This window comes from Flavobacterium sp., from assembly GCF_049590715.1.
Classification (GTDB): Bacteria; Bacteroidota; Bacteroidia; order Flavobacteriales; family Flavobacteriaceae; genus Flavobacterium.
This window is the reverse complement of the sequence record NZ_JBAWDL010000132.1, coordinates 18299-36691: the sequence shown is the minus strand read 5'-3', so window position 1 is coordinate 36691 and position 18393 is coordinate 18299. Positions and strand designations below refer to the sequence as shown.

The window sequence follows — 18393 nt, the reverse complement described above, 5'->3', positions numbered from 1 at the left end:
TTTACCTATAGTTTTTTTTTTTGATTCGCTGGATATCAATCTCCTTATCCAATGGTATTCCGTTTTCAATAAAATCGAACAATGCTTCTGCCATTGATGGTCCAAGCATTACACCTCTTGTACCCAAACCATTTAGTAAATGTATATTTTTAAAATTGAAATGAGACCCTACTAATGGTCGTCTATCACGAACCGTTGGTCGGACACCTGCAAAGTGCTCTATAATTTCAAATTCGCAATTTAAAATTTCCTTTATTCTATCAATTAATTCATTTCTTCCTTCATCAGAAGGTAGATCTGTTTTGTCTTTCCAATTATAAGTTGCACCTACTTTGAACAAATCATTACCTAATGGTAAAATAAAAACACTAGTATTAATAATGACATCTAACTGAAGTTCTGGAGCTTTAATGATAAACAACTCACCTTTAGTTCCATCAAGTGGTAAATAATTAAAATAAGGATTAGCATTCATTCCAAACCCCTCAGCAAAAACAATATTTTTAACATCTAAATCCTTGTATTTAATATAATTTGTTTTAATTTCTAAAGCAGTATAATCAAAATTTTCATTTCGAAACCAATCATTGAGTTTAAGATATTCACGATAGTTTTCAAGCAAAATAGCTGTATCAACATATCCAGTACACAAAACCTCTCCATAATTATAAGGCGAATCAATTCCTAAATACTTTTTAGTAATTAAATTCAAAGATAAAAAAGGAGTTAAACCTGGTTTATCTGATGCAGAAAACCAATTATTTTGTTCTTCGATTGAAAAAAATTTTCTCAAAATAGGTTTCTTAAAATCAATTTGCATACCTAATTTGTATTCCAAGCGACTATAGAAAGAGACCATCAACTCTAATTGTTCTTTTGCTTTCCATACTTCGCTAAAACGTTTTAAGATAACAGGATTATAAAGACCACCAGCTATCTTAGAAGAACTTTGCGAATCATTATCAATTACGAAAATACTTTTATTATTAAACAACGCTACTTCAGAAAATGAAATACCAGCTAAACCAGAACCAACAATCAAATAATCAATCATATTTTATAGTTTTAAAATCAATTAGTTTACTAACAAAAAAAACTCTTACTAAACAGTAAGAGTTTTTTTGCTATAAATAATAGAAGAATTAGTAATTCCACATATCTGATTCAAAATCACGAATCTTTTCTTTTACCCTATCAGCCTCTATCAGCTGATTTAAAGCATTGTCTTGCATATATTCTTTTATCTCACGATCACCATAAACATTCTCTTCTTTATAAATAACGCTATTAAAACGTCTTGAATTTAAGATTTGATCAAATGAAACAGGCATTGAAGAATTCTTATCATTAAATGCCGTAGCTTCATGCAAGACATTTCTTGCGTCAGGGAAGAATACCCAAAACAATTCAATATAATCTTTTTCATCACTGTTCATTGTGTAAACATCAGGAGTAACTGGACAAATACCCAATAAACGATATTTCAATTCACTTTGACGTTTATCAAAATACCAAAACCCTTTTATTTTATATTGTGTTACATCTTGAGCAGTTAAATCAGAACGTAAGATATATTCATCAGAAACACTTTTTTTACCTGCATTAATTTGTTCTCTACCCGCATCAGTAGTGTCAATACGAGATAAAGAAGCTTCAATATCTTTAAATGACTTTTTGGTATTAAAATAACTATCAGCATAAACTTCAGTTATTTTTCCATTTTTAATACCATTTGTTAAAGCAGTGTAAAGCGATTTTCTATCTGAACCGATGTTTTCATCAATTGGAAAATACAAAGGAAAATTAATCTTTTCACTTAAATCGATGATTTCCCATACTGTTTTTCCCATCAAAATATCACGATCATGAACATAACCATAAGCTAACGGTTTATCGTTATCCGATATCAATTGAGCGGCTGTTTTTAAACCTATCTCCGCTGGAGTTTTTGCATTTAGCAAATTAGATTGTGCATAAGATGCTGCTCCCACTAAAAGAGAAAACATTATCATTAAAAAATTTCTTACATTCATCATAACATCATTAAGTAATATTAAATTCTTATAGAGAATTACTTATTTTATTGTATTTCAAAAATTACTGGTGCAGTTCTAGGTAATAAATAACTACCTGCTCCAACCAATTTTGTTTTAATTTCAGATATAGTAACTTGATCTCCTCTTCCAGCCTTAGATAATACTGATTTACATTGAGCATTCAATCTATCACCTTGAACAACTACAGTAGGTTGACCAGTAATTTTTAAATTAAATCCAACAACATTCAAGTCAACATCAAAATCAAAATCTTCTAGTTTAGCCCCAATAGTAGCTATTTCAAGATTAGACTTAGGTCCTTTTACAACACCTGTCTCCCCTCTAATAGTTCCTGTAGGACCTGGAATACCTTTAATTCTAAAAGTTTTCTTATCAGATACTCTTTCTCCATTTGGCAACGTACCTGTCACAACTATTGTTGCTTCAGAACCACCTTGAGGTGCCATATTATATTTCCCTTTACCTCCAGCTGAACTTAAACCTGGACCAGAAGCTGAAACTTTATCAGCTGAAATACCCGCAAAAGAAACAGAAATTGGATTGACAACCCCTCTATAAACTACATTCATTTTGTCAGCAGAAATCGTCGCTGAATTAGGTCTTGGTACAACTACATAATTCCCTTTAAATGGCAAATTAATAGTTTTTCCATCCTCTACAAATGTAAATTGACCACCAATAGATTGTTCTCCAATACCACCTGCACTTAAGCTAATTCTAGCTTGTCCAGTAGCTTTATCTAAAACAGCTCCAGTAACACTTTGAGGAACCGTATTTTCATCATACCTTCCTAAAACAACCTTACCTGTAACTGACTCACCTTGAAAATATGCATTTTTATCCAAAACAACTATTGCTTGATAATTACTATAAGAAGCAGCAGCAACAGCAGCTTTCCCTAACAAAGTATTAAAAACATCAGTTTCTACTTTTTGTACATCGTTTTGAATAGAAGACAATTTAGCAACTGAGGCTATAGCAGGAAATCCTTTATAGTGATAGTCTAAATATTTAATTTTGATTCCATCTTTGTTTGCTACATCTGACACGTCCAATTTCTTATTCAATTCATTTATAATAGATTGAAATTTTTTATCAGATCCTAAAATGTTTTTCACATCAGCTTTATATTTTTCAATAGTAGCAATTACCTCATTTCCTTTAGCAGAATAGCCGTCAGAACCAAAAAAAAGATTATCTAAAACCTCTCCTTTATCCATTTCCTCATAAGGACGTTTTCCTGTTTCTGGATCTACCTGAGTATGTTTAAGTACTTCCTTCTTTATAACATCAATATAATTATAAAAGTTTTTATTTACTGATTCTAATTTATGTGCTTTCTTTGAAGCTAATTCAAATTCACCTTTAGCTTCAGAGGCTTTTGCATCTAAAGCGGATAACATTTGTGCATTAGACACTAGTGCATTTGTATTTGTTTCTTCGAACTTTTCGTTCATTAATCCGAAACCTGATATTACTTCTTTTGAAACGTTTAATGCTAACATCGCGATGAAAACCAAATACATTAGGTTAATCATCTTCTGTCTAGGGGTTAGTTTTCCTCCTGCCATAATAGTTTTTTATAATTAGTTTAATTATTTTTTTAAATAGTTCGAAACTAATTATCCTTTATTATTCATTGCAGTAAGCATACCTCCGTAAACATTATTCAATGAAGACAAATTAGAAGTCAAAGACTGCATCTGATCTTTTAATTTTAAGTTATTTTCAGCAACCTCTTCATTAATTTGTGCATTTCTAGAAGCACTTTGTAGTTGCACTTTATACAAGCTATTCAACGACTCCATTTGAGAAGCAGCCAAAGTTAATTCATCACTATACTTTTTTGTTGAAGCAATTGAATCTACGGTTGGAGCAATTCCTTTTGCAGCAGATTCGAAATTCTTAATACTGTTTCCTAAACTTGCCATCAATTCACCATCAATCTTAGCATCTTTAAGCATTGAATCTAATTTTTGAGACAATAAACCTTGTGCTTCAGTAGGAGACTCTTCTTTAACCCTTACATCTTTCTTTGCTCCACTTTGACCATTAGCTAACTCTGGATAAACAAGAGTCCAGTCTAATTCATTATCCACTGGTTCGAAAGCGGAAAGAGCAAAAATTGCAGCTTCAACTAAAAGTCCAATTGTCAACATTCTATTTCCTGTCAAAGGACCTAGCTCAATGTGAGTAATTTTAAATAATGCTCCTACGATTACCACCGCAGCTCCCATACCATAAGCAAAATTCATTGCTTTTTTACTAAGTAATGCCATAAATCTGTTTTTTTTGTTAATTTTATATTAGGTTTAATTTGGTTAAATTTTGGGGATTTAATTATTAACTATCTATTTCTTCTAGCACTAGTTCCATTCCCAGTTGTTTGTAATCCCATGTAATCTTGAACTGTACGGAATCCGATATAACTTCTAGCTGAATCAGCATATTCATAATCTCTCGTACTAACTTGTAAAAAATAAGCAACATCTTTCCAAGATCCACCTCTAACAACCTTACGCTTATTAGACGAATCTAATACGTTTGGATTCATTGAAGAAACGTATTCATAAGCATTTGGATCATAAGAAGAATCTGTCCATTCTGATACATTTCCAGCCATATTATATAGGTTATATCCATTAGCCTCATACGACTTAGCTTCAACAGTATACAATGCTTGATCAGCAGCATAATCTCCTCTACTTGGTTTGAAATTAGCCAAGAAACAGCCTCTATCGCTCTTCGTATATGGACCTCCCCACGGGTAAGTTGCCGATTGTAATCCTCCTCTTGCTGAATACTCCCACTCAGCCTCAGTTGGCAATCTAAATGAATTAATTAAATCATGACCTTTAGATTTAGATTTAATGTAAGAATTTTTATTCAATGTTCTCCATGCACAAAAAGCTTTACACTGAGTCCACTTAACACCTACAACTGGATAATCTCCATATGCTTTATGCCAAAAATAATCATTATGCATAGGCTCATTATATGAGTATGAAAAATCTTTAATCCAAACAGTTGTATCAGGATAAATCTTAATCTCCTCTGTTTTTACAAAATCTTTTCTTTTCCCAACTTTAGCTTTAGCAGCAGCTTGAATATCCATCCATGAATAACGGAACTTTAATTTATCAACATCAATTGAACGTAATCCATTATATGATGCTTCAGCAGGTAAATACATAGAATCCATTACCTCAACATAATATTCATCTGGGTACTTCTTAGGATCTCTAATCAACTTAACTTTCTTATTTAATCTTCTCCCTGCATATGGATTATCATCTGTACCTACACTATAATAGTTATCGTACATATATTTATCATAAGCAGTCATTTTTTCAGGGTCAGAGTCATTAAAAGCGAAATCACCGATACTTCCAGCATCTTTTCCTTTACCGTCTCCAGCTTTCACACCTACTTCATCAGCAAGAATAGCTAAACGAACTCTCATTGTTGAATCTTTAACCCACTCAACAAATTGTCTGTACTCACTATTTGTTATTTCAGTTTCGTCCATATAAAACGACCTTACAGTAACTGTTTTAGTTGGTGCATCAAGAACACCAGCAACATCATCATCAGATTTACCCATAATAAATGACCCACCTGGAACTAAAGTCATTCCATAAGGTTTCTCTGGGTGCCATTTCGCCCCTTTTATCCCTACTAATTCTCCCTTATCACTTGACTTACCACAGCTAGCTAACAGTGTCAAAATTGCCATAAATGCAATGAAGTTCTTCATATAAAATTGATTATATATTCATTATTCTTTCAGTGTGTAAACCTATTTATTATTTTCTTAAAAAACAAATTTTTAGGCCAAACAACTTTTTTTTTTTTAAATTATAAAAATTACTTAGATAATTCTACGCTTATATAATGTTTTTGCGCTGTGCTTTCCACCACCTTTCAGGCAATTCCTGATTGCATGCACCTAAATATTCTTCATAAGAACAGGGTAATAACGTATTTCTTTTTAATTTATTACTTCCATTTGAAATAAAAGGAATTTCAATCCACCAACGTGCTGTTTTATCGCTCTTATAAAAAACCAAAACCTCCTCATCAAGAGGAACAATAAACTTGATATAATTCTCCCTACTACCAAAAGGATATTCATTAGAACGATAATGATACCCTTCAATAAAATACCAAATAATTTGAGCTATCAAAACAGCTTCTTGATTTGAATTATTATGATTAAACAACCCGAACATAGATACTTTATCACTAATCCCTGCATATCTTGACAAAGAACAAATTTCTTTACCATTAAAACCGTTAGGAGCAAAAGAAATAAAATTCCCTGAATCCGAAGATTTTATCGAATTCAAATCCAAACTAACAATATCAGCATCTCTAAAAACAGGTTCAGCCAAGGCAATATTACTTGACATTTCACCTAATCGATACCCATCAAAAAACAACTTTTCAATTAAATCAATTTCTTCCTGAGAATTATAATAGGTTTGGTATCCAATATTACAGTAATTAAAAAGGTTATTAGGCTCATCTACAATAATCTTAGTCAAATAAGACGAAGCCGAAATAGACTCTTCATCTTTACCAAAATCAAATTGATTATCAATAGAAACTAAATTAACCATTTGTTCTAATTCATCATAAGCTCTATACAAAGCATACGTTAAATCTTGAGAACCTCCAATAATTATTGGTATTACTTTATTTTTAATCAAAGTCGTCGCAACTTTTCGCAAAGCAAAATAGGTGTCTTCAATCGTATTGCCGGCAGCAATATCACCTAAATCAGCTATAGTAGCATCCCAATTACCTGGAAACATACTGTACAACTCTTTTCGAACAGGCAACAAATTAACATTAGCAATAGCTTTTTTATCTCCTCTATTATCTAAAACACCAATAACAGCTACAGCAACCTTATCAATATTAGGAAATTGATCTTTAGTATGAAAAACAACCTTACTTCCCAATTGCTGAAAAGATAGTTTTTGCATCCAATCTACAAAATCTCCTCCTAATGGCTGTAAAAACTCAAATTCCATCTTATTTCTTTTTTGGTGCTGGTTTTTTCGCTACTGTTTTCTTGGTAACTGCTTTTTTTGCAGGCGCTTTCTTAGCAGATGTCTTTTTTGCAGGAGTTTTAAGTGCAATCATTTCTTGAACTTCTTCAAGTGTTAATTTTGCAGCATCAATATCTTTCCCTAATTCTATTTTTATTTTTCCTTTGGTAATCACTGAGCGTCCCCATCTTGCTTTTTCAACCAAAATGCCTTCTTCATCCCAATTATGGATAACTTTATCAATGTTTTTTTGAATTTTATCTTCAATCAATGCTTCAATATCTCCTTGTGATAAATTATCAAAATCATATTTTTTATTCACATTGATAAACATACCATCCCATTTGATAAAAGGACCAAAACGTCCCGTTCCTTTTTGCACCCCTTCTCCTTTATAAGTGGCAATTGGTGCATCGGCTTTTATTTTTTCATCAATCAATTCTTGCGCTCTTTCTTTGGTTACTTCCAAAGGATCTTCACCTCTTGGCAATGAAATAAAAACACTTCCATGACGTACATAAGGGCCAAAACGACCATTACTTACCTCAACTTCTTCATCTTTATAAGTCCCCAATGCTTTTGGCAACAAAAACAAATTCAAAGCCTCTTCCAGAGTGATATTGCCAATGTTTTGCTCTTTCATCAAACTAGCAAATTTCTTCTCCTCATCTTCAGCATCGCCAATTTGAGCCATCGGTCCAAATTTCCCTAAACGAACAGACACTGGCTTCCCTGAAGCTGGATCAGTACCTAAAATACGCTCACCACTTTCTCTGTCAGCATTTGCTTCAACATCTTTTACAGTAGGATGAAATTGATCATAGAATTCTTTCATCATCACTGCCCATTCGATATTTCCTTCGGCAATTTCATCAAAATCTTGTTCTACTTTGGCAGTAAAATTATAATCTAATATATTTCCAAAATTCTTTACTAAGAAATCCGTAACAATTGTTCCAATATCCGTCGGTACTAATTTCCCTTTATCAGAACCTGTATTTTCTTTCAATAATTTTTCAGCTACTTTACTAGATTGCAAAGTCAACTGAGTATAATTTCGCTCACTTCCTTCTAAAGTTCCTTTTTCAACATAATTTCGATTGATTATAGTTGAAATCGTAGGCGCATAAGTAGATGGACGACCAATACCTAACTCTTCTAATTTCTTCACTAAAGAAGCCTCTGTATAACGGGCTGGCGGTCTTGAATAACGCTCTGTTGCGGTAATGAAATTATTCGCTAATTTTTCGTTTACTTTCATTGCTGGTAACATTCCTTCTTGCTCCTCTTCATCGTCGTCATGACCTTCCAAGTACACTTTCAAGAAACCTTCAAAAAGCAATACCTCACCAGAAGCTGTAAAGACTTCACTATGATTATTTGATTCAATTTTTACATTCGTACGCTCTAACTTAGCATCACTCATTTGAGAAGCCAATGTTCTTTTCCAAATCAAGTCATATAATCGCGCTTGATCTCTATCAATATTCACCGTATGACGGGACATATCCGTAGGACGAATCGCCTCGTGAGCTTCTTGTGCTCCTTTGCTTTTGTTTGTAAAAGTTCTTGGAAACGAAAATTCTTTTCCATAAGACTTAATGATTTCGGCTTGCGCTGCATCCATTGCCTCTTTTGATAAATTGACACTATCCGTTCTCATATAAGTTATCAATCCCGCCTCGTACAAACGTTGTGCTAATTGCATTGTGATTCCTACTGGCAAATACAACTTACGAGCAGCCTCTTGTTGTAAAGTTGAAGTTGTAAAAGGCGCAGTTGGTGTTTTCTTTGTTGGTTTTGTCTCTAAATCCGAAACCTTATAATTAGAACCTATGTTTTTATTTAAAAAATCCTCGGCTTCTTTTTTAGTATTGAAATTTTTAGGCAATTTAGCTTTGAACGATTTCCCTGCTTCATTAGTAAACTCAGCCACAACAGAATAAGACGCAACCGCTTTAAAATCTTGAATTTCCCGTTCTCTCTCTACAATCAAACGAACAGAAACAGATTGTACACGACCTGCCGAAAGTCCGCCTTTGATTTTTCTCCAAAGTACAGGTGACAATTCGTAACCTACTAATCTATCCAGAACACGACGGGCTTGTTGTGCATTTACTAAGTTATAATCAATTTCACGAGGATTTTCAATTGCTTTTAAGATAGCATTTTTAGTAATCTCATGAAAAACAATACGTTTCGTTTTTTTAGCATCTAGTTTTAATTCCTCTGCTAAGTGCCAAGATATCGCTTCTCCCTCGCGATCCTCATCACTAGCTAGCCAAACCATTTCAGCTTTCTTAGACAATCCTCTTAATTTAGTTACCAGTGCTTTCTTATCAGCAGAAACCTCATATTTTGGCTTAAAACCATTTTCTACATCTACTCCTATTTCTTTTGAAGGCAAGTCGGCAATATGCCCATAACTTGACTCTACTTGGTAATCACTTCCTAGAAATTTCTCGATTGTTTTCGCCTTTGCAGGGGACTCTACTATAACTAAATTCTTTGCCATTGCTCTATTTTTCTAAGGCAAAAGTAGAAGATTTTTTTAAATAGAAAGGGTTTTGATTTTATTTTTGACTTATTTAAAATTATTAAATCGCAAAACAACGCAACTAATCAAGACCGAAACACCTTTGACCTGAAGAAGCTTAGTGTGGATAACCACATCCATATAGATACCCATGAATGAAGCACTTTTTTAAAATCTACGATTCTATTAACCTAAAATATTTTACACCTTAATATAATACGAACTTCACTAGCCCAGATTGAAGTGGAAAGCCCGGAGGCAAAAAAGCCTAAGTTTCTTGCTTCATAAAAGCGACCGCAGGAAGCTCTTTATGAAGCAATAGAAACTTTGCTTTTGTGCCGAGGACTTGAAACGAAAAGCTGGAATTTGCTCCTAATCGTTTTTAATTCTGGATTACGGATTTTATTTAGTGTTAAAGACTAAAAATAAAAACTAGCTTATCAATTTCGGATTTATATATCCATAAATACTAAAACCCTTAATTTTTGTTAATTCTTAGGCTGACAACTTGTCATATGTCTTAAAAATAATATACCTTTGCGGCTCACAAATTCACTCTGTTTGAAAGTGCCTTATGGAAAAAATTATCGATGAAAACAAACAAGGTGAAAGCCTTGTTCTAGAAAATAAACCCGAGAATACTAAAAAGCTATTTATTGAGAGTTATGGTTGCGCCATGAACTTTTCGGATAGTGAAATCGTTGCTTCGATTTTGTCGAGCAATGGATACAACACGACGCAGGTTTTGGAAGAAGCCGACTTGGTTTTAGTAAATACTTGCTCGATTCGTGACAAAGCTGAGCAAACAATTCGCAAGCGATTGGAGAAATACAATGCGGTAAAACGTATTAACTCTAAGATGAAAGTGGGTGTTCTGGGCTGTATGGCGGAACGATTGAAAGAAAAATTTCTTGATGAAGAAAAAATAGTAGATCTAGTTGTAGGTCCTGATGCATACAAGGATTTACCCAACTTATTAAGTGAAGTCGAAGAAGGTCGTGATGCAATTAATGTAATTTTATCTAAAGAAGAAACATACGGAGACATCTCCCCTGTTCGCTTGATGAGTAACGGAATTACAGCGCTTGTTTCAATCACTCGTGGTTGTGATAATATGTGTACTTTTTGTGTAGTGCCTTTTACTAGAGGTCGCGAACGCAGTAGAGAACCGCAAAGTATTTTAGGTGAAATTCAGGATTTATGGGACAAAGGGTTTAAGGAAATTACGCTTTTAGGACAAAATGTGGACAGCTATCTATGGTATGGTGGTGGATTGAAGAAGGATTTTGACAATGCTTCGGACATGCAAAAAGCGACTGCTGTTGACTTTGACCAATTGCTTGAAATGGTGGCGGTAGGTTTTCCTAAAATGCGTATTCGCTTTTCTACTTCAAACCCACAAGACATGCATGAAAGTGTGTTACACGTGATTGCTAAACATTCTAATATTTGCAAACACATTCACTTGCCAGTACAATCAGGAAGCAACAGAATTTTAAAGGAAATGAATCGTTTACACACCCGCGAAGAATACATGACTTTGATTGACAAAATCAGAAGCATTATTCCAGAAGCCGCTATTTCTCAAGATATGATTGCTGGTTTCCCTACAGAAACGGAAGAAGATCATCAAGACACCATGAGCTTGATGGAATATGTAAAATACAACTTTGGATACATGTATTCCTATTCAGAACGTCCAGGAACGTTGGCAGGAAGAAAAATGGAAGATGATGTTCCTGAAGAAATTAAAGCAAGACGCTTGCAAGAGATTGTGGACTTACAACAAAAACACGCTTGGTTTAGATCCGAAGAATTTATTGGTAAAACAGTAGAAGTGTTAATCGAAAAGGTTTCTAAAAAATCTAAGGAAGAGTTTTCAGGAAGAAATTCACAAAGTATTACAGTTGTTTTCCCGAAGGAAGAGTATAAGATTGGGGATTTTGTTAATGTAAAAATTATAAGCTGTACAAGTGGAACTTTGAAAGGAGAAGCTGTGGGGTATAGTGAGATGAATTAAGTTTATTTAACATAAATTACATAAAAATGAAAAAGATTACATTATTGATTTCGTTGTTGATTTTAAATTTCTCATGTACTCCAGAGAAAGCAATTGCTACAGAAGAACCCAAAACTGAGATAACTAGTACTGAAACACCTACTACTGAGAATCAATCAAATGACATCTTAGTTAGTTATTATACTGTTAGTGATGGAAACAGACTATATGAACATTTTTTTGAAGACAATGGCAATAGATATCAAAAAATCGTTTCTCCTGATGGTCAAATTTATGTGGATTTCAAGTATGACTCTGCTAACAAAATGACTTCTATTTCATATACAAATGGTGCTAAAAGAGATTATTATTTTTATTACAATACAAAAGGGCAAATAGAAAAAATTAAACAAGAAGGCGAAACAAATACATTTACTAATGGTGTTTATAGCACTACTATAACAACTCAGGAGTGGGATATTACTTATGATGGCAACACAATATTAAAAACATTAAAAAATGATTTATACCCGTTTTCAAAAACGATAACAAAATACACATTAAATGACAAAGGACTTATTACGATTATTCATAATTACGTAGAAAACACTAGAACTCCTGCTTATTCAAGAACAGTAAGTTACTTAACCTTAAAATACGACACCAATAAAAATCTTATCACATTTAAAGCAACTGATAAAGCAACTCACGATCTTCCCGATAGCCCAGACCCCAATTATACCAATACAGGAATTGTTTACTTTGAATACGACACCAATCCGAATCCAATTTATCCAATTTACATGAATCACTATTTAAACTATTCCTTAATTGATGTATATCCTTTTAGTTATAGTATAAAAAGTGACCAAGACCGCATGCTATGGACTGGGTATAACAACTTAAAGAAAACTATTTATGATTTTGAGTTGACCACTACTCCAGTTGGCAATCCTATTATAAAATATACGAATATTTATGAATACGATCCTACCAACAATAAACCTACAAGAATGAGTACAAGGTCAACTACGGACAATAAAGAGTATTCATTTATAAAATATAATTATAGAGCTAAATAACATCATTATAATATTTAGCTAAAAAAAAAATAAAAATGACGAAGAGACAAATACTCATCACCATAGCTACTTTTATCCTTGCATTTGGTGGGACATTTTACATTATGAGGACGTTTTTCCCTAAACAAAAAGTAGAAAAAACAAATACAGTCAAAGATACTTTGACTCATAATAAAGAATAAATACCCAAAAGTTAATCGTTTTTCAAAGTAGCGTTCTTAATGAACTTGAAACTTTAAACTAAGAAAACTTTAAACAAAAAATTAATGGAATCAGTACAATCAATAAAACAGCGCTTTGAGATTATCGGTAATGAACCGAAGCTCAATCGCGCCATAGAAAAAGCCATTCAGGTAGCTCCTACTGACATCTCGGTATTGGTCGTGGGAGAAAGTGGTGTGGGTAAAGAAAGTATCCCTAAGATAATACATTCCCTTTCGCATCGTAAACACGGGAAATACATCGCCGTAAACTGTGGTGCGATTCCCGAAGGAACAATTGATAGTGAACTTTTTGGACACGAAAAAGGAGCCTTTACAGGTGCTACTAGTACTCGTGAAGGTTATTTTGAAGTGGCTAATGGCGGAACCATCTTTTTAGATGAAGTAGGTGAATTACCGTTGACTACCCAAGTGCGTTTGTTGCGTATTCTTGAAAATGGAGAGTTCTTAAAAGTGGGTTCCTCACAAGTTCAAAAAACGGATGTTCGTATTGTAGCAGCTACGAATGTTAACTTGTTTGATGCGATACAAAAAGGAAAGTTCCGTGAAGATTTATACTATCGTTTAAGTACCGTAGATATAACATTGCCCCCTTTGAGAGATAGAAAAGATGACATTCACTTGTTGTTTAGAAAATTTGCAGCTGATTTTGCCCATAAATACAAAATGCCTCCTTTGAAACTAGATGATAATGCTGTCGAAATCTTGCAAAAGTTTCGATGGAGCGGTAACATTCGTCAATTACGAAATGTTGCTGAACAAATATCCGTTTTAGAAACGAATAGAGATATTAGCGCTTCAACATTACAATCCTATTTACCAACCGAGGGAAGCAATCTACCATCAGTCATTAATGATAAAAAAACTGATAGCGACTTTAGTACCGAAAGAGATATTTTATACAAAGTTCTTTTTGACATGAAAAGTGACTTGAATGATTTGAAAAAGTTGACTTTAGAATTAATGAAAAACGGGACAGCCAAAACGCAAGACATTAATCCTAGTTTGATACAGAAAATATATGGCTCAAACGAAAACGAAAGTGAAATCGACTTTGAAGAACAACCAAGAACTGCTATCATTCCATCTCAAAACACAGATAACCAATACCAAGAACCAGAGGATAATTATCTTTTTGCTGAAACCATTGAAGAGGAAGAGGTTTTACGATTAGAACAGAAGGAAATTGAAATGATCAAAAAATCATTAGAAAAAAACAAAGGAAAACGAAAAGCAGCTGCCGAAGAACTTGGAATTTCAGAACGCACACTGTACCGAAAGATCAAACAATTTGATTTATAAAAACAAAATCAAGCTATAAAAATCCAAATTCCAATTTGCTATATTTGAAGAATTAAAAAAAACCAGAATTTTGAGATTTAGAATATACGATCTCAAAAACTTGGATATCGAAATTTTATGAAAAATTTTATGAAAAAAATATATTCTATACTAGCCATCATTTGTCTTTTCACCTTCAATAGTTGTTCAGTTTACAACTTTACTGGGACAGGAAAAATAGATGCTAAAACATTCCAAGTAAATTTCTTCCAAAACAATGCGGATTTAATTGAACCTGGAATCGACCGGACTTTCACATTAACCTTACAGGATTTAATTCAAAATCAAACCAACTTAACACTAGTAAAAAACGGAGCTGATCTTACTTATGAAGGTGAAATTGTAGATTACCGCATCAGTCCTATGACTGCCACTGCTGATCAACAAGCATCGCAAAACCGTTTAAAAATTAGAATAAACGTACGTTTCAGGAACAAGAAAACGGAAAAAGATGATTTCGAAAAAACTTTTGAGTTTTATTTTGATTATCCTGCAACAACACAACTCACTGGAGCAACATTAAGCAATGCTTTGAAAGATATTTTTGAAAGAATCACACAAGATATTTTCAACGAATCATTAGCTAAGTGGTAATTAACGTTACTAATTGTTAATAAAACAAACGAGCACAATACTCATGAACGTAACTGACTATACTTATTTACTAAACAAACCCAATACCATTGCTGAAAAGGAAACTTTAATATTGCAAAATGTATTAGATGAATTCCCTTATTTTCAAAGTGCAAGAGCACTTCGGTTAAAAGGATTATATAATCAAAATAGCTTTAAGTACAATTACGCTTTAAAAGTAACAGCAGCACATACGACTGACAGAAGCGTTTTGTTTGACTTCATTACTTCGGATTCATTTACAGTAATTGAGCAAGAATTGTTTAACAAAGTAGATGAACTTTTAAACATCCCAAAAGTCGATAGTGAGATTGTTTCAACGGAGAAAAAGACTCTAACCAATACATTAGAAGATTCCCTTTTAAACTCTATAAAAGAATCCGAACCTCCGACACCCGAAGAAAAATTAGCGTTAGGAACGCCGCTTGAATTTGTTAAATCTGAGAAACACTCTTTTCAAGAATGGCTACAACTTTCTTCAATACAACCTATTGATAGAGAAAATAAAACTCCAACAACACCAGAAACACCAGAAATAACCGAAGAAAAAAAGAAAAAAGCGGCTATAATAGATAAGTTTATAGAAACCAGTCCAAAGATTTCTCCTGTCAAAGGTGGCAGTACACCTAACATACAGATAGACATTAATAAAGAGGATCATTCGTACTTAATGACCGAAACATTGGCTAGGGTTTATTTGGAACAAAAAAAATATCAAAAAGCAATTCAAGCTTATGAAATATTAATTTTGAAATATCCAGAAAAAAGTAGTTTCTTTGCAGACCGTATTTCGGATATTAAAATTTTACAACAAAATAATTAAATATACAATGAGCACATTTTCAATTTTTTTAGTTTTAATCACAATAGTTTGCTTTTTATTGATCGTAGTAATTATGGTTCAAAACCCTAAAGGTGGTGGATTATCATCTACATTAGGTGGTTCTACTCAAATGGGTGGAGTACAAAAAACAACAGACTTTTTAGACAAGAGTACTTGGACATTAGCAACTGTTTTAATTGCTTTAATTCTATTATCAAGTTTGAGTTTCACAGGAAGTCTAAGCGACACAGATTCAAAAATCATTGACAACACGGAAGCTGCTGCACCACTTCAGAATGCACCAGTAACTCCTGCTCCTGCAAAATAATAATATACATATTCAAATTAAAATGCCAGCCTGTCAAAGCTGGCATTTTCTTTAAGAAAAAATGTCAGTTCTAATGGAGTGGCACAATTTCTGAACACTAAAAAGCAATCAAAATAATTTTTAAACTTTTAAAATAAATAAAAATCATGGCATTAAATATTAAACCACTTTCGGACCGTGTTCTTATTGAGCCAGTAGCTGCTGAAACTAAAACTGCGTCAGGAATTTTTATTCCAGATACTGCCAAAGAAAAACCGCAAAAAGGAACAGTTGTCGCTGTAGGAAATGGATCGAAAGATCACCAAATGACTGTAAAAATAGGAGACACTGTTCTTTACGGAAAATACGCTGGAACAGAGTTAAAATTAGAAGGCACGGATTACTTGATTATGCGTGAAGACGATATTCTTGCGATAATCTAAATCCCCTCCCCAGCCCTCCCCCAAGGGGAGGGAGACTAAATAAAAAAGTTTGGACAGGAACCTGTCCATTCAATAAAATTAACACAAACAACACCCATCTCGGCTCCCTCCCCTTCGGGAGGGCGGGGTGGGGAAAACAAAAAAACAAAATGGCAAAAGATATAAAATTTGATATAGAAGCACGTGACGGATTAAAACGTGGTGTGGATGCATTAGCAAATGCTGTAAAAGTAACTTTAGGACCAAAAGGTCGTAACGTAATTATTGGAAAATCATTTGGTGGACCAACGGTAACTAAAGATGGTGTTTCGGTTGCAAAAGAAATCGAATTGAAAGACCCATTAGAAAACATGGGAGCTCAAATGGTTAAAGAAGTTGCTTCTAAAACGAATGATTTAGCAGGTGACGGAACTACAACAGCAACTGTTTTAGCTCAATCTATCGTTAAAGAAGGATTGAAGAACGTAGCTGCTGGAGCTAACCCAATGGATTTAAAAAGAGGAATTGACAAAGCTGTTGAGGCTATTGTTGCTGACTTAGCAAAACAAGCTAAAGTAGTAGGTTCTGATTCTGATAAAATCAAACAAATCGCTTCTATTTCTGCTAATAACGATGAAGTTATTGGTGAATTAATCGCCGCTGCTTTCGCAAAAGTGGGAAAAGAAGGTGTTATTACTGTAGAAGAGGCTAAAGGAACGGATACTTTTGTAGACGTTGTAGAAGGAATGCAATTTGACAGAGGATATCTTTCTCCATATTTTGTAACTAATTCTGAAAAAATGGAAGTAGAACTAGAGTCTCCTTACATTCTTTTATACGACAAAAAAGTTTCTTCATTAAAAGAATTGTTACCAGTTCTTGAGCCAGTTGCACAATCAGGAAAACCATTATTGATTATTGCTGAAGATGTTGATGGTGAAGCATTATCAACATTAGTAGTAAACAAATTACGTGGAGCCTTAAAAATTGCTGCTGTAAAAGCACCAGGTTTTGGAGATAGAAGAAAAGCTATGTTAGAAGACATTGCCATCTTAACAGGCGGTACAGTTATATCTGAAGAAAGAGGCTATACTTTAGAAAACACTACTTTAGAAATGTTAGGTTCTTGTAGTAAAGTAACAATTGATAAAGACAACACAACTATTGTAAGCGGTGCTGGTGAGGCTGAACTTATTAAAAATCGTGTTAACCAAATCAAAGGTCAAATGGAAGTAACTACCTCTGATTATGACAAAGAAAAACTACAAGAGCGTTTGGCTAAATTAGCTGGTGGTGTTGCTGTACTTTATGTAGGTGCTGCATCAGAAGTAGAAATGAAAGAGAAAAAAGACCGTGTTGACGATGCCTTACACGCTACTCGAGCTGCCGTAGAGGAAGGTATTGTTGCGGGTGGAGGTGTTGCTCTATTAAGAGCAAAAGCTGCCTTGTCAGGACTTAAAGCAGAAAACGCTGATGAAGCTACTGGAATCCAAATCATATCTCGTGCAATTGAATCTCCGTTGAGAACTATTGTTGAGAATGCAGGTCTTGAAGGTTCTGTAGTAGTAGCTAAAGTTGCTGAAGGATCAGGGGATTTTGGATACAACGCTAAAACAAATGAATACGTAGATATGTTGAAAGCAGGAATCATTGACCCTAAAAAAGTAACTCGTGTTGCCCTTGAAAACGCAGCTTCAGTTTCAGGTATGATTTTAACAACAGAATGTGCATTGATTGACATTAAAGAAGAAGGCCCATCGGGTCATGCTCATGGTGGCGGTATGCCAGGTATGATGTAATATTTTTTAAAAATAGAATCACATTAAAATCCGTTCATTTTTGAACGGATTTTTTTTGACCTAAAAAATAATAAATTTATACTTAAACCTTTCTTCATATTTAATATCTTAGTGTA

At 33.7% G+C, this 18393-nt stretch carries 16 protein-coding genes; 9 read left to right on the top strand and 7 right to left on the bottom strand.

What is annotated here, in order from left to right:
- Position 1 precedes the first annotated feature (1 nt).
- The 7 genes from WBQ70_RS05915 to topA all read right to left on the bottom strand — a co-directional run bounded on the left by WBQ70_RS05915 (position 2) and on the right by topA (position 9629).
- Positions 2 to 1054 (bottom strand): NAD(P)/FAD-dependent oxidoreductase, encoded by a 1053-nt coding sequence (locus tag WBQ70_RS05915; protein WP_423911672.1) that lies wholly within the window; start codon positions 1052 to 1054, stop codon positions 2 to 4.
- 88 nt (positions 1055 to 1142) lie between these two features.
- Positions 1143 to 2033, bottom strand: coding sequence for a gliding motility protein GldN (gldN, locus tag WBQ70_RS05910; RefSeq protein ID WP_423911715.1), 891 nt, complete (start codon positions 2031 to 2033; stop codon positions 1143 to 1145).
- A gap of 47 nt (positions 2034 to 2080) precedes the next feature.
- Entirely contained in the window at positions 2081 to 3628 is a 1548-nt protein-coding gene (gene gldM, locus WBQ70_RS05905) for a gliding motility protein GldM (RefSeq protein WP_423911671.1), read from the bottom strand.
- 51 nt (positions 3629 to 3679) lie between these two features.
- Positions 3680 to 4336: a gliding motility protein GldL gene (gene gldL, locus WBQ70_RS05900; protein WP_423911669.1), complete on the bottom strand. Its 657-nt coding sequence runs from the start codon at positions 4334 to 4336 to the stop codon at positions 3680 to 3682.
- Between the two features lie 68 nt (positions 4337 to 4404).
- Entirely contained in the window at positions 4405 to 5814 is a 1410-nt protein-coding gene (gldK, locus tag WBQ70_RS05895; protein ID WP_423911666.1) for a gliding motility lipoprotein GldK, read from the bottom strand.
- A 130-nt stretch (positions 5815 to 5944) separates the two neighbouring features.
- Complete coding sequence (locus WBQ70_RS05890) at positions 5945 to 7096, bottom strand: formimidoylglutamase (RefSeq protein ID WP_423911663.1); 1152 nt, start codon at positions 7094 to 7096, stop codon at positions 5945 to 5947.
- 1 nt (position 7097) lies between these two features.
- Positions 7098 to 9629, bottom strand: coding sequence for a type I DNA topoisomerase (topA, locus tag WBQ70_RS05885; RefSeq protein ID WP_423911660.1), 2532 nt, complete (start codon positions 9627 to 9629; stop codon positions 7098 to 7100).
- Between the two features lie 595 nt (positions 9630 to 10224).
- On the opposite strand from topA, the gene miaB reads away from it, so the two are divergent.
- The 9 genes from miaB (at position 10225) to groL (ending at position 18277) form a co-directional block, all read left to right on the top strand.
- Complete coding sequence (miaB, locus tag WBQ70_RS05880; RefSeq protein WP_423911659.1) at positions 10225 to 11670, top strand: tRNA (N6-isopentenyl adenosine(37)-C2)-methylthiotransferase MiaB; 1446 nt, start codon at positions 10225 to 10227, stop codon at positions 11668 to 11670.
- A gap of 26 nt (positions 11671 to 11696) precedes the next feature.
- Entirely contained in the window at positions 11697 to 12731 is a 1035-nt protein-coding gene (locus tag WBQ70_RS05875) for a hypothetical protein (protein ID WP_423911656.1), read from the top strand.
- 35 nt (positions 12732 to 12766) lie between these two features.
- Entirely contained in the window at positions 12767 to 12913 is a 147-nt protein-coding gene (locus WBQ70_RS05870) for a hypothetical protein (RefSeq protein WP_423911654.1), read from the top strand.
- 84 nt (positions 12914 to 12997) lie between these two features.
- Positions 12998 to 14254, top strand: coding sequence for a sigma-54 interaction domain-containing protein (locus WBQ70_RS05865; RefSeq protein ID WP_423911651.1), 1257 nt, complete (start codon positions 12998 to 13000; stop codon positions 14252 to 14254).
- 129 nt (positions 14255 to 14383) lie between these two features.
- Positions 14384 to 14887 carry an LptE family protein gene (locus tag WBQ70_RS05860; RefSeq protein WP_423911648.1) on the top strand — a complete coding sequence of 168 codons (504 nt, stop codon included), beginning with the start codon at positions 14384 to 14386 and terminating at the stop codon, positions 14885 to 14887.
- Between the two features lie 43 nt (positions 14888 to 14930).
- Entirely contained in the window at positions 14931 to 15749 is an 819-nt protein-coding gene (locus tag WBQ70_RS05855; protein ID WP_423911645.1) for a tetratricopeptide repeat protein, read from the top strand.
- A 7-nt stretch (positions 15750 to 15756) separates the two neighbouring features.
- Positions 15757 to 16077, top strand: coding sequence for a preprotein translocase subunit SecG (gene secG / locus WBQ70_RS05850; protein ID WP_423911642.1), 321 nt, complete (start codon positions 15757 to 15759; stop codon positions 16075 to 16077).
- 146 nt (positions 16078 to 16223) lie between these two features.
- The gene (locus tag WBQ70_RS05845; RefSeq protein ID WP_423911639.1) at positions 16224 to 16499 is read left to right on the top strand and encodes a co-chaperone GroES; all 276 of its coding nucleotides are present in this window, start codon (positions 16224 to 16226) and stop codon (positions 16497 to 16499) included.
- A 149-nt stretch (positions 16500 to 16648) separates the two neighbouring features.
- A complete protein-coding gene (groL, locus tag WBQ70_RS05840) occupies positions 16649 to 18277 on the top strand; it encodes a chaperonin GroEL (protein WP_423911638.1) in 1629 nt (542 codons plus the stop codon).
- Positions 18278 to 18393 lie beyond the last annotated feature (116 nt).